Source organism: Prochlorococcus sp. MIT2302 (assembly GCF_059772385.1).
Map to the genome: position 1 here is coordinate 1,227,100 of NZ_CM186285.1, position 12,986 is coordinate 1,240,085.

At 33.8% G+C, this 12,986-nt stretch carries 8 protein-coding genes; 7 read left to right on the plus strand and 1 reads right to left on the minus strand.

Annotated elements, in window-relative coordinates; genetic code table 11:
• The first annotated feature begins 111 nt into the window (after positions 1-111).
• The 6 genes from gmd to AC6EI2_RS07180 all read left to right on the plus strand — a co-directional run bounded on the left by gmd (position 112) and on the right by AC6EI2_RS07180 (position 7,512).
• Complete coding sequence (gene gmd / locus AC6EI2_RS07155; protein ID WP_498461663.1) at positions 112-1,167, plus strand: GDP-mannose 4,6-dehydratase; 1,056 nt, start codon at positions 112-114, stop codon at positions 1,165-1,167.
• Between the two features lie 6 nt (positions 1,168-1,173).
• A complete protein-coding gene (locus AC6EI2_RS07160; RefSeq protein ID WP_498461664.1) occupies positions 1,174-2,352 on the plus strand; it encodes a DUF4214 domain-containing protein in 1,179 nt (392 codons plus the stop codon).
• A 93-nt stretch (positions 2,353-2,445) separates the two neighbouring features.
• Complete coding sequence (locus tag AC6EI2_RS07165) at positions 2,446-2,667, plus strand: DUF6447 family protein (protein WP_498461665.1); 222 nt, start codon at positions 2,446-2,448, stop codon at positions 2,665-2,667.
• Positions 2,668-2,671: 4 nt separating this feature from the next.
• The gene (locus tag AC6EI2_RS07170; RefSeq protein WP_498461666.1) at positions 2,672-3,406 is read left to right on the plus strand and encodes a peptidylprolyl isomerase; all 735 of its coding nucleotides are present in this window, start codon (positions 2,672-2,674) and stop codon (positions 3,404-3,406) included.
• Between the two features lies 1 nt (position 3,407).
• Positions 3,408-6,377, plus strand: coding sequence for an ABC transporter transmembrane domain-containing protein (locus AC6EI2_RS07175; RefSeq protein ID WP_498461667.1), 2,970 nt, complete (start codon positions 3,408-3,410; stop codon positions 6,375-6,377).
• A complete protein-coding gene (locus AC6EI2_RS07180) occupies positions 6,370-7,512 on the plus strand; it encodes an HlyD family secretion protein (protein ID WP_498461668.1) in 1,143 nt (380 codons plus the stop codon). Before AC6EI2_RS07175 ends, AC6EI2_RS07180 begins: the two co-directional genes overlap by 8 nt.
• A 403-nt stretch (positions 7,513-7,915) precedes the next feature.
• On the opposite strand, the gene AC6EI2_RS07185 is transcribed toward AC6EI2_RS07180, so the two are convergent.
• Entirely contained in the window at positions 7,916-11,398 is a 3,483-nt protein-coding gene (locus AC6EI2_RS07185; RefSeq protein WP_498461669.1) for a DUF4214 domain-containing protein, read from the minus strand.
• A gap of 605 nt (positions 11,399-12,003) precedes the next feature.
• Here AC6EI2_RS07185 and AC6EI2_RS07190 point away from each other — a divergent pair.
• On the plus strand, positions 12,004-12,978 hold the full coding sequence (locus tag AC6EI2_RS07190; RefSeq protein WP_498461670.1) for a GDP-mannose 4,6-dehydratase: 975 nt from the start codon (positions 12,004-12,006) through the stop codon (positions 12,976-12,978).
• The last annotated feature ends 8 nt before the right edge of the window (positions 12,979-12,986 follow it).

Below are 12,986 nucleotides of genomic sequence, written 5' to 3' on the forward strand. Positions count from 1 at the left end.
GTATGAAATTAAATCAATTCAATTTTATAATAGTCAAAAAAAAGATTATTTATCTATGAGTTTAATGGATCTATATGATGAAGTACAATATTTTCTAGAGGCATTGCAAAAGTGAGCAAGGGTAAAACAGCATTGATAACTGGCATAAATGGTCAAGATGGAAGTTATTTAGCAGAGCTTCTAATAAATAAGGGATACTATGTGCACGGGTTAATAAGAAGATCAAGCACAAAAAATACTTCAAATATAGATCATCTGATAAACCCAAAAAATAATAATAAGAAAATAGATTTACACTATGGAGATCTAACAGACAGCACAAATATAATTAACATTATAAATAAAATAAGGCCCGATGAAATATATAACCTAGCAGCACAAAGCCATGTTGGCATAAGTTTTGATTGCCCTGAGTATACTGCTCAAGTTGATGCTATTGGACCTTTACGGATCTTAGAGTCAATTAGAGCTTTAGGATTAGAAAAAAAAACAAGGTTGTACCAAGCAAGCACCTCTGAACTTTATGGATTGGTGAAAGAAATTCCTCAAACAGAATTAACTTCATTTTATCCAAGAAGTCCATATGGTGTTGCCAAATTATATGCATATTGGATTGTGGTTAATTACAGAGAAGCTTATGGTATTTACGCTTGTAATGGAATACTTTTCAATCATGAATCGCCAAGACGTGGCAACGAATTTGTTACCAGGAAAATTACGCAAGGTCTCTCGAAAATACATTTAGGTATAGAAAAAACTTTGTATATGGGTAATATAAACTCTTTAAGGGACTGGGGAAATGCAAAAGACTATGTCGAAATGCAATGGAGAATGCTTCAACAAGATCAACCAGAAGATTTTGTAATTGCGACGGGAAGACAATGCTCAGTAAGAGAATTTATAGAATTGTGTGCATCCATACTCGGATGGGGAGGGATTCGTTGGGAAGGAGAGGGAGTAAATGAAATCGGTAAAAGAATTGATAACCATCAAGTAGTGATAAGAATCGATCCAAATTATTTCAGGCCATCAGAGGTGAATCAATTACTTGGAGATCCAGCCAATGCAAAGATAAAATTGGGTTGGACACCTACCTCAAATCTTGAAGATCTTGCAAAGGAAATGCTAAATCATGATTTAGCATTAGCAAAAAAAGAAATAAATTAACAAGTAATGATTGACTTCAATATTTTAAAAGGGAAGGCTATGATTGAGCATACAAAAGAAATAGTTAAAAATAACAATTCGGAGACCATAAAATATTATATCGAGGATAATATTGGATCTATATATTTAGACACATTTAGGCAGATAAGTGAGAATAATTATCAAAGAATAGTTAATGATATAACTCTAACAAGTCTTGGGCATGGATCATCTGATATAACCTTTATAAATTATATGTTTTCCGAAATTGATAGTTTAATTGACTTAGATTTTCAAGAACAAGATACCAATAATGGCTCTGAAATTGACATTTACTCTTTAAGTTATTCTTCCACTTTTAGTAAAAATGTAATTGGTCAAGCCATATCAAAAAGGAATAACGTAGGAAGATGGTGGGATATACTATGGAAGGATGATGATGAAAAAATCAATATAAGCAATTTGAATAAATATACGCTTGTACATGAATTGGGACATACTCTTGGTCTATCACATCCCAACAATGATCCATACAATCCTAAATGGAATACAGACGACACTATCATGAGTTACAACATTCCATCTAAAGGGTATTCGACATGGTTCTCTAATGCAGATATTAATGCATTGATTAGTATTTGGGGACGAGAAAATGATAAAGGAAGTATCAACTATAAAATGAATTTTGATGAGTATAAATTCTATGATTTAGGAGGAAATAATTATTCAATAAAAACAGAGATTGGACTTGAAGATATTAGTGGAATAGAGACATTGATATTTAAAGATAAAGAGATAAATTTAGAAAAAGATATTAAAGGGACTTTCGATCAATTGACAGGCATATATGATGCTACTGGAGAAATCTTTAGAATATATAATGCAGCTTTTTCGAGATTCCCTGATTCAGATGGTCTTAAATATTGGATTTATCAATATAAGAATAATATCGATAATCATGAAGTCGTAACCAAATCATTTCTTCAATCAAATGAATTTATAAATAAATATGGTACTCAACTAAGCAATACCAGTTTTGTAGAAAAATTATATACAAATGTATTAGGAAGGGATTATGATCAAGAAGGACTTAATTATTGGGTGGGAAATCTTAATAATAATATTGAGCAGAGATGGAGCGTCTTATGGAATATTGCTCAATCAAGAGAAAACATAAACTTATTCATCGATTCAACAGGTCTTTAAGTTTATTTATACAAAAACAAATACAATCTAAATCAAAGGCTTTTCAATTTATTCCTTATAGTATATAGTGTTCGAATAATATTTTTGAAATTCATGCCTAAGATAAAGATAAACGATAAAGAATATGATTCTGAGTCTTTAAGTGATAACGCAAAGCAGCAATTATCTAATCTTATATTTGTTCAAAATGAAATAAAAAAACTGAATTCTGAAATTGCAGTCTACAAAACTGCAAAAAATTCATATTCTTTAGCACTAAATAAAGCAATTGAAGACCAACCTGAAAGCAACTCTTCAGCAATACCTCAAGATTAATAAAATGGAAAGCATTGGTCTATTAACCAAAGATTTCTATTATTTATTATTAAAACATAATCTCTTAGAATCACTCATAAAATCAGAGCTAATAAATTCTATTACATCTAATATTAAATTAGAGTTAGATGAGGCAAAAAAAAATCAAATAAAACAAACTATCATTTTCAATGAAAAGATAACATCAAGTGAGAATTATATTAAATGGCTCGAAGAAAAGAACATTACAGAAGAAAAATTATTTGATGACTTCTCGAAACCTCTTAAAATCGATAAATACTGTTTGCAAGAATATGAACATATGGCTGAATCTAGGTTTTTAAAAAGAAAGCCAGCTCTAGATATTGTGACTTACAGTCTATTAAGAGTTGAAGATATGTATTTAGCCCGGGAACTTTTCCTTAGAATTGAAGAAAATCCATCATTATTTAGTGAAATATCATCTCAATATTCTATAGGACACGAAAAATCATCTAAGGGCATTATTGGACCAATCTCCTTTAGTCAAGGACATCCTGGATTGATGAAAATTCTGAAAGGTAGTAAAATTGGTCAAGTAAATCAACCTTTCAAAATAGATAACGTTTGGGTTGTAACTAGAGTTGAATTTTTAAAACAAGCAGTTTTGGACCAAAAAACCAAACTTCTTCTTTGTAAAGAAATTTTCGAAGAATGGCTTAATCAAGCCATTAAAGAAAAAATCAGTGAAATCCAATCCAATTTAAATCTTAAGAATTAACATGAAAGAGTCATCAGAAGAATCAATAATATCTAATAATGATGAAACTAATATTAGAAATCTACATGCATTCGAAAACCTCAAGGAGGAAAGTTTAAAAAATATTATCAGAGAGGGTAAAGTTCTATATTTTAAAGAGGGTTGGCCACTGGCAAATATGGATGAAATCAACTCCAATATATATTTTATCCTTTGTGGAAAGGCTAGACTTTTAGATATAAGTAATAATAAGTTAGTAACTATTACAAAGTTATCTATGGGTGATTCTATTAATTTAGGGTCATTCCTAAGAGGGGAAGCATGTGAGCAAGTAGCTGCATCCACGGAGTTAAAAGTTTTTGCATTAAATGACAAAAAGATTCTTAATCTGTATGAAAAAGAAAAGGAATTTAAGAATTGGTGTGATAAAACAATTTTCCCCTGCGAAATAGTTTCTTTTTCTAAGTCACTTTCAAAATCTACTAATAAAAAAGATTTTGATTTCAAAGATATTTTTGATATGCTATATCAAAAAGAAATCATTAAAATTGTCAATACAAATTATCAAAAAAAACCAACTGAAAAATTATATATAGGTAGCAAAAATATTGATAAATTAGAGATCGGTACGTCGACAAACAAAGTTTTAGAAGGTAATAACATTAATCCTTTTGAGCCAAGGTATATATGCATCTCTAAAGATTCTCTTCAAAAAATTGATAAAAACATATTATTCAATCGTAACAAGTCTAAATCAGATTCTGAGTTGAAAAATAGTAACTTGTTTACATATGATCTTCCAGAGAAAACTAGCCTAGTTAATGATGAAGTTATCAGCGGAAATAAACAACCATTGATTTCAGCTCAAGGATCAGTTCAATCGACACTTGCGTGTCTCAAGATGTTAACTAACGAATTAGATATGCCTTTTAGAGGCGATACAATAGAAAAAGTAATTAAAGAAGAATTTCTTAAGAATAAAGCAATCTCTATTCAATTTACAAGTAATATTTTATCGTTTATGGGATTATATACTTCAATTGCTAAAGTCCCAAAAAATTTAGGCACTAGATTACCAACACCTTCAATAATAAAATGGAAAGAATCTTACGCATTATTAAAGAAAACAAATTCAAATGGTTTATTATTATTCTCGCCAGAAGAAGGTGAAGTGGATATTAAGGCAGAAGAGCTTGATAATACATTTACAGATAATATAGAAATTATAATCGTTGAAAAAACTAGTATCACACCCAACAAAAAATTCGGACTGAATTGGTTTGTACCATCAATAAGAAAATATCAATCTGGACTAATATTAGTACTTATCGCATCTTTTATTGTTCAACTATTTGGATTAGCGAATCCTCTATTAATACAAGTAATTATTGATAAAGTCATATCACAAAGAAGCCTTAATACATTGCAGGTACTAGGATATGCTTTAGTTTTTGTTACTTGTTTAGGTGGCATATTAGGAGGATTAAGAACATTTTTATTTACAGAAATAACTAATAGAATTGACACTAGATTAGCTTCCGAGGTAATTGATCATCTCCTAAGATTACCTTTAAAATATTTTGACAGACGCCCAGTAGGTGAGCTAGGGAGCAGAGTTTCTGAATTGGAAAAAATAAGAGAGTTTCTTACAGGTCAAGCTCTTACTACAATTCTTGATGCAATATTCTCAATTATATATATATTAGTAATGGTTTTATACAGCTGGAAACTAACATTTATAGCTTTAGCAGTTGTTCCTATTCAAATTAGCCTAACCTTACTTGGCTCTCCTCTAATTAGAAGTCAAATAAGAAACGTAGCCAATCAAAATGCTTTAACTCAAAGCCATTTAGTTGAGGTTTTAACTGGTATTCAAACAGTTAAAGCTCAAAATATTGAAACAGTTACTAGATGGAAATGGCAAGATTTATATAAGAAATACATTTCAAAATCATTTGAAAGAACAATAACTGGAACCACTCTGGGCCAAACCAGTCAGGTTCTTCAACAACTCTCTCAATTGCTTGTTCTTTGGGTTGGTGCCTCTATGGTGTTAGATGGAAAATTGAGTCTTGGTCAGTTAATAGCTTTTAGAATAATTTCAGGTTATGTGACTCAGCCTCTGTTGAGATTAAGTACTATTTGGCAAAATTTACAAGAACTTCGGGTTTCCTTTGAAAGATTATCTGATATTATTGACACTCCGGAAGAATCAAATGAAAAGGATAAAAATAAACTAACTCTACCCCCAATTGATGGAGAAATTGAGTTTAGAGACGTAAGTTTTAGCTTTTCAAAAGGTAGCTCGGAAATCCTAAAAAGAGTAAATCTAAAAATTAAAAAATCTGAATTTGTAGGAATTGCTGGCCAAAGTGGTAGCGGTAAAAGCACTCTTATGAAGTTACTACCAAGACTGTATTCAATAGATTCAGGGACAATTTTTATTGACGATTACGACATTAGCAAAGTGGAATTATACTCTCTAAGAAAACAAATTGGCATAGTTCCGCAAGAACCTTTATTATTTTCGGGATCAGTTAGTGAAAACATCGCAATATCTGATCCAAATATTGGTGAAGATGAAATTGTGAAAGCTGCAAAAATAGCTAATGCCCACGATTTTATTATGCAGCTTCAAGATGGTTATAGTACTGATGTTGGAGAAAGAGGTTCGAGGTTATCAGGAGGGCAAAGACAAAGAATAGCTATTGCAAGAACTCTAGTTACAAGACCTAAACTCTTGATTATGGATGAAGCTACAAGCGCTTTAGATTACGATTCTGAAAGAAAAGTATGTGAAAATTTAAAGATCTCATGCAATGGTACAACGGTCTTTTTCATTACTCATAGATTGAGCACTATTAAAAATGCAGACAAAATAGTAATGATGTCATCCGGGTCAATTAGTGAAATTGGTTCACATGAAAAGCTTATGAACATGATGGGGAGTTATTATGCTTTATACAGACAACAGGAAGCGAGTAGTGATTGATAAAAATTTAGTTAATAATAAAATAAAAGATATTAAAAAAAAATTAAAGAGAAAAACAGCAAGTTTATCTTTGTTAAATCGTCAAAAATTTGAACAACTATCAAATACTGCTATAAGTAAATTTAATGCAATTATCAATCTGAGAAATATTAATTTAAAAAATGATATTCCAACAAAATTTACTCAAATATCGGATAATCTTCAATATAAAATAGAGAATATATTGAGAGATAATATAAAAGATGTTTCATTAAAGCAGTCTTCACTTTGGGTCAAATCTATTACAGCTGGTTTAATTGGAGGAACCATATTCGGTGTCATATGGTTAAGTATTGCAAAAACAGAGGAAATTATAGTTTTGCGAGGAAAACTTGTGCCATTTGGTGGGGTAGTAGATATAAAGATCCCTTCACAAGGCATTGTTAAAGATATACTGATCAAGGAAGGACAGCTAGTAAATAAGAATGAAACACTAATTCAACTGGATACTGAAATAAATGAATCACGCCAAGTTTATTTAAATCAAACTTATAAAATCAACAAAAATATCTTAGAGAAATTAAAACTTTTAGTACAAGAGGGAGCGATCTCTGAAATTCAATACCTACAGCATAAAAACAAGGTGTCTGAAATAAAAAGTCAATTAGTTGAAAATTCTGTTACTTTAAAATATCAGGCGATCAAATCCCCTATAAAAGGATATGTTTTTGATTTAAAACCACAAAAGTCTGGATATGTAGCAATTAATGGTGAGCCATTGATGAAAATAGTTCCGATAAATAAATTACAAGCAAAAATAGAAATCAATAGTGAGAAAATTGGTTTTGTTCGAGTAGGTCAAAAAGCGGACATAAGCATTGATTCATATCCTGCGACGGATTTTGGAGTAATTCAAGGTCAAATTACACGTATTAGTTCTGACGCATTAACTCCCGATCCTTCGCTTGGTAAAGGCTTTAGGTTTCCTGCTGATGTAAAAATTGAAGACCAATTTTTAACTTTAAAGAATGGTAGAAAGTTACCCCTCCAAACAGGAATGAGTCTCACTGCCAATGTAAAACTTAGGAAAGTATCATATTTACAATTGCTACTTGGAACTTTTAGGGATAAAGCTGATTCTTTAAGATCTATGTAAACAGAAAAATATCAATATTAAAAAGATTAAAGTATAAATATTGTTTGAAAATTTATTTACAAACTAAACAATAATTGGGAATATCAAATAAAAATTATATCTATGTATTCAGGAGATGTAGTTCAAGTAATAATGTCTAGAAAAACTTTAATGGAATACTTATAGTCTCACTACGTGTAAAGGCCGAAGATTATTCTTTTTTCTAAAAAAATTAAACACGCAATAAATAATCACAAGAAATAAAAATTGAAAATCAATAATTTCTGTAATCAACTTCAAATAAAAAAAACTTTATGGTTCATCAGAATATCTATTTATCTAAATAACTTAAAATATTAAAAGATCAAAAATTTCCATAAAAAAAGCCCCTTCTAAAGAAGGAGCTTTTTTTGGTTGTAATGTCTTAAACGATTGTAAGAACATCACCAGATAGAGTTGAATTCTTAAGCTCAACAGAACCACTAATCTTGATGAACCAGTCAGTACCTGCAGTATAAGTTGCGTTGTCACTCTCATCTTGAGCGATGTAGGTGTCGCCACTGTACTCGAACCATCTAGCAATACTATTAGTAGCAGAACTTGTACCTGCCGCAGCTGTATCAAGATAGTTAGCCAGAGTAGCATTAGCGCCTAAGGTGATTTCAGTCGCATTCCAAGTACTGGTTCCTGTATGAGCACCAGCCCAATCAATAGTGTCACCAGCTGCTAAGTCAGTGATTGTTAGGAAAGCTGTTGATGTTGCAGCAACACCTTGAGAAGTGATATTTAGATCAAAAACATCATTTCCACCACCACCAGTAAAGGTATCTTTTCTACCGTTGTAAACGAGAGTATCAACTCCTAAACCACCGATAAATGTATCATCGGATGTTGCAAGACCTGTGAAGTTATCAGCTCCATTGGTTCCTGTATAAGAAGTTACTGCTCCTGAAGTTGAGTTAGTAGATGCCCAAACAATACCTGCAATTGTTGAAGCTGTTGAAACTCCACCAATAGTTGCACCAGACGCATCGATAGTTTGAAGAGCGCTTAAGTCTCCACTACCTGTTAGCGCAACACCTGTGTCACCAGTAATGGTAAGGGTTGTAAGATCATCAGCAGTGATTTGAGCTGTGAATGTACCGAAAGTGGTGTCATCAGAATCGTCTGTAACAAGCGAGATGCTCTCAATTGCATCAGCTGTTATCTCATTAGAGGTATCAAAACCAGCAGCAGCTTTAAGCTTGAAGTTCATTGAATCGGATGACCCAGTTACGGATTCACCTGTAAACGTTGAATCTCCTCCTAATGCAGCAGTTAGTTCAATAACCTCAGACCTGACACTTTGAAGTGTGTAGGTATGACCCTCAAGCTGAACTGTTGTAAATGTGTTGTTGGCGTAAGTATCAAGGTCAATAGTTACATCACCGTCAATAGTCAACTGTTCAAAACCAGTCACCACTGAACCATCACCAATCACTTCAGCAGCTGTAACGTCAAGGATATCTGTACCAGCTCCACCAGCAACTGAATAACCATATGCAAGGAAATTCAAAGCATAAACAGTATCATCACCGTCACCACCATCAACAGTTTGAGTCGCTGCACCGATTGTGATGGTGTCATTACCTGCTCCACCGTTAAGTGTGTCAGCTCCAGTACTACTGTTGATGGTGTCATTACCAGCTCCACCATTAATTGTTTCAGCGTCGCTACCACCGGTCAAATTGTCATTACCACCGTTACCATCAATATTTGTGGTGTCATCGGTATCACCTACAAGTGTGTCAGCGCCAGATCCACCTTTTAGAACGTTAGTACCAGATGCAGTACCAACCATATTCGTACTTTGAGTGATTGCCCCAGTAGCTCCTGATGCATCAATTGTGTTAGCAGTTACTGCATCTAGAGCTAAAGCATTACTACCAATAATCGTTAGCTTAGTAACTCCACCAGTGTTAGCAGTCATGCTCAAGGTGGTTATGTCTTGCGCAGTTGCTGTAGAACCAGCGTGAGTTGTGTTTAGGGTGATGTTTTCAATTTCTGTAGTAGTTATGGCTTCACCACTGAATACATCAACGTCCGTACTGTCGGTAAGGTTAATAGTTAATGAATCAGTAGCAGCTGTACCAGCAGCAGTAAGAGTCAAAGTACCATCATTAACATCTTTGATATTTAGTACCGAAGACCCAGCATTGAATGAAATATCTCCTGCGTCGCCTGAGTGAGCACCAGCAGCCAAGGTTACTGTTGTGATCCCTGTGCCAAAATCGGCCACATCAAGGGAACCTGAATGTTCGTCAGTGATTTCAACAACTTCAAAACCAGTTACTGTTGTCGTAGTTGCGTGACCATCGAGTGTTGCTGTTAAAGCTTTGAGGGTATCAGTACCGGCACCACCAGCAAGAACATCGCCAGGAGATGTTGAACTTGTAGCTTGAATAACTTCATCTATGTATACGCTATCGTTTCCAGCTCCCAAAGTGACGCTAACTTCATCAGCGGCATCTAGGCCAGCAAGAGAAACTTCGTCATCACCTGAACCAGTAGTAATTGTTATGTCTGCTGTAACTCCAGAGTTGTTAGCTACGTTTCCTGCAAGAACGTCTACGTCACCAGTTGCTGCACTTGCATCAATAACGTCAGTTGCTGCGCCTAATGCACCAGCATTTATATCAACATCACCAGCACCTGTGATAGTTAACGTAGTAACACCAGCTGCAGTTATAGCTCCAGTTGTTAAATCAGTTGTAGCGTTAATGTTTAAAGCTGTAACGGTACTATCTATTCCAACAGTACCAACAGTATTAGCGGCTCCAGTTGAAGTAATTGTTGTGGTTACGAGTTTAGAACCCGTTGCCTGTGAGTCTGAAATATTCCCAGCAGTAGTACCACCAATAATGTCTATAGTCGAGGCAGTTGTTGCAGCTACATGAGTGATAGTTGTATTGCCATTAGCTAGTGAGCCATTACCAGTAATATCTACGTTTGTACCAGCAGCCAAATTAGAGAAGGTTACTGCTTGTGTGGACAAATTATTGTTGACTACCTCTTCGCCAGTGATATTTCCGAAGTTAACTGTGACTGCGTCATCATCATCCTGGTTCTTAATTGAGAAATTCTCAATGTTTGTGATTGTTGCTGCAGGGAAAGTATTAGTGTTTCCAGAATCTGAAGCAAATGTAACTTTTAATGTATCGGTTCCGGCTCCACCATCTATGGAGTCAAGTGCTGAAAATGTGTTGTTTGCAGCTGTATCAGCATCAACCACACCTGAGAAGGTATCGTTTTTAGCTCCACCTGTTAGATCATCAGCAGTAGTAACTAGTGTGTAAGTAACTCCTTTGGCTTGATTGGAGGTATAAGTAGTTTTAACAGACGCTACTTGTGTATCTATTTCAGCAGCAGTGGCAGCAGTTGTAGTTATGCCAGAGATAAAAGTCTTAGCTGTAGTAAATGCATTTGCATCATCAGCAGTGTATGCAAGCTGCGCGGTAGCATCAGCGGCAACATCAGTAGTAAAAGCTTTTGCAGCTGCTACTTTATTTTCTAGAGCGGTTTTATCTGCTGATCCACCAGTATTATTTTTTGCAGCCCATATGAGGTGAACAGCAATTTCAGCAAGCTTTAGAGAACCATTAGCAATTTGTCCGGTCCAATATTCCAAGCCAGCGGCATCAGCGTCTCTGCTGAACAAGTTTTGATAAATCTGATTGACTTGTGTTGCTGTCTTTTTAGAACCATATGCATCCTGGAACTCACTCTGAGAGTGCATGTTTGCAGCAAACCCAAGAACTGTAGAAACTCCAGTAGAAGATCCAGACCAATAAGCCTTACCTTCAACGTCAGCCGGACGGCCAAAATAAGCTACGTAAAGCTCCTGAATTTGTGATTCTGTTAGGGCCATTAGTTAAACAGTAAGAAATGTAAGGTTTGAGGTTGGGGTTTCCGCAGAAGTTTGCGGCTGCCGAGAAACCCTGAAATATGGGCCTGGCAATTTGAAAGGAGAACGCTACTCAATCAAGAGAGACGAACCCTATTCAGAATTCCGACAAACTATATATGATTAAAGTTAATAATCAAGAGTTTTATTAGTATTTCATTGAAAATTGTGGGTATTTGAACATCCTTCAACGAAAAATCGCATAAAAGATACACAGTCCTAGTCTTTGGAAATCAATCGATCAAGAGACAATAAATTAAAAAAAAAAAAACCAACAACCCCCGTAATAAATGGTTTTTTAAAGTTTAATGTTGATAACGTATCTTAATTATTTAAGGAAAAATTTCTTATAAGTTTGCATTCACCTGTAAAACACGCTGTGCACATCAAAAAGTGCACACTATGAATCCAATTCTTCGCCAGCAAATCAAATCAGCTAAAAATGCAAGCCCAAGCGATGGATTTAGTACCGTAAAAAAGGTCAAAATTTCTTCAAAAATATATGTTAATTAAATGTTGTTGTCATTTTCGTGTAAAAATGAGAGAAAGGAAAAACATGCAAGCAAGTTTTGTCCAGCAAAAAAGCCTTGGTGTTAGGCCCAAAAGGTCAAGATGGAACCCTTATTTGCAAATCGCTTCTTAAAAAAAATTACGAGGTAATAGGATTATCAAAAGGAAGCACAACACCATATTCACATTCAGATCAAAACAAGATACAACTAGAGAATGAGATAGAGTTATTAGTTGGTGACATAACAAATAGTACAACCATTACCAATGTAATTGATAAATATCAACCTGATGAAATTTACAATTTAGCAGGACAATCCTCTGTAGGAAAATCATTTTTCATGCCAAAAGAGACAGTTGAAAGCATAATCAACGGAACAACAAATATTCTTGAAGCAGCGAGAAAATTAAATTTTCAAGGAAAAATATTTTTTGCTGGAAGCAGCGAAATGTTTGGATCAACAAATAAAGCTGCCGATATTAATCATCCTCAAAATCCTGTAAGTCCATATGCGATTAGTAAACAAACCAGTTATAAATTAGTGAAGTTTTATCGTGAAAATTATAATTTAAATTGCGTAACTGGAGTATTATTCAATCATGAATCTAACCTTAGAAATGAAAATTTTGTTACCCACAAGATCATCACAGGTGCAATTAACGCAAAAAATAATAAAAACCACAAAATAAAATTAGGTAATATTGACATTAGTCGAGATTGGGGCTGGGCAGAAGAATACGTAGAAGCAATGCAGATCATTTTAAATAACAGTAATAACAATGATCACATCATTTGCACAGGAAAACTAACATCGTTGCTTGAATTTATCAATATTACCTTTAGTAAATTAGACTTAAATTGGGAAAATCATGTATTGATTGATAAATCATTAAAAAGAGAAAATGAAATCTCAAAAAATTTTGGTGATCCTGAACCCCTTGAAAAAAAACTAAATTGGAAAGCCAAAGTCAGTGTTGATGAAATAATAACTAAGCTCTTAGAGCAGAAAATGAAGTATACAAAAAGGTCTTAACTTTCTTA